We start from the raw sequence: 1,158 nt of genomic DNA, 5'->3' as shown, positions 1-1,158 counted from the left end.
CGGTGGCGGTTGGGACGCGGGGTGGGGGAGACCTACGCGTTCTTGGGGAGGACGGCTCGCCTGCGGGGCCCGTCGAGCGTGTGCCGGATCTGGTGGCGGCCGTTGCTGAGCGGGAGAAGGCCGACGCGCCTCGGTGGGTGTGGGCGTCTACGGCGCGGTTCTATCCGCGGCTGATCGAGGCGGGCGTGCGGGTGGGGCGCTGCCATGATCTGGAGCTGGTCGAGAGTCTTCTGCTCGGTTATGCGGGCAGGTACGGGGAGCCGCGGTCCGTCCGGGCGGCGTGGGCCCGGTTGCGTGGGGAGCCGGTGCCTCCTGATCGGACGCCACAGGAAGAGTCGCCGCAGCCTTCGCTGTTCGACGATGATCGGGAAGAGGCCGCCGACGACATCGAGCAGGTCGTGGCCGTGCATGGGGAGCAGCAGCGGGTCATCGGCGGGCTGGACGGGTTCGCGCTGCTCGCGGCGGCCGAGTCGGCGGGCGCGCTCGTGGCGGCCGAGATGGGGCACGACGGGCTGCCCTGGTCGGCGGCCGAGCACGACGCGCTGCTCACCGAACTGCTCGGGCCGCGTCCGTCCGGTGGGCTGCGGCCCCGCAGGCTCCAGGAGCTCGCCGATCAGATCAGCGCGGCGTTCGGCCCGCGCGTGCACGTCAATCCGGATTCGCCCGCGCAGATCCTCAAGGCGTTCGCGTCGGCGGGGTTGCCGGTGGCGTCCACGCGGGCGCACGTCCTCAAGCGGCTCGACCATCCGGCCGTGCCGCTGCTGCTGGAGTACAAGGAGCTCTCGCGGCTCCACACGGCGCACGGCTGGGCGTGGCTCGACACGTGGGTGAGCGGCGGGCGGTTCCGTCCCGAGTACGTGGCCGGCGGTGTGGTGTCCGGGCGGTGGGCGACGAGCGGCGGCGGCGCGCTGCAGATCCCGCGCGTCCTGCGCAAGGCCGTCGTCGCCGACCCCGGCTGGTCGCTGGTCGTCGCCGACGCCGCGCAGCTCGAACCGCGCGTGCTCGCCGCCCTGGCGGGCGACCGCGCGTTCACCGACGCCGCCGCGCACGGCGACCTCTACGCGGCGCTCTCCGACGTGTTCCACGACGAGGGCGGCGAGGGGATGAGCGAAGCGAACCGGGGGGTGTGGGGGGTCGGCCCCCCACAGGGAGCAGGGA

General features: G+C 74.2%; 1 protein-coding gene. It reads left to right on the top strand.

From position 1 onward, the window contains the following. Positions 1–2 precede the first annotated feature (2 nt). Positions 3–1,158 (top strand): bifunctional 3'-5' exonuclease/DNA polymerase (locus E1264_RS42730; RefSeq protein WP_132183294.1); only part of this gene is annotated, 1,156 nt, incomplete at its 3' end.

Source organism: Actinomadura sp. KC216, assembly GCF_004348535.1.
Taxonomy (GTDB): Bacteria; Actinomycetota; Actinomycetes; order Streptosporangiales; family Streptosporangiaceae; genus Spirillospora.
The sequence above is the reverse complement of the archived record's forward strand: the minus strand, read 5'-3'. Positions and strand labels throughout refer to the sequence as shown.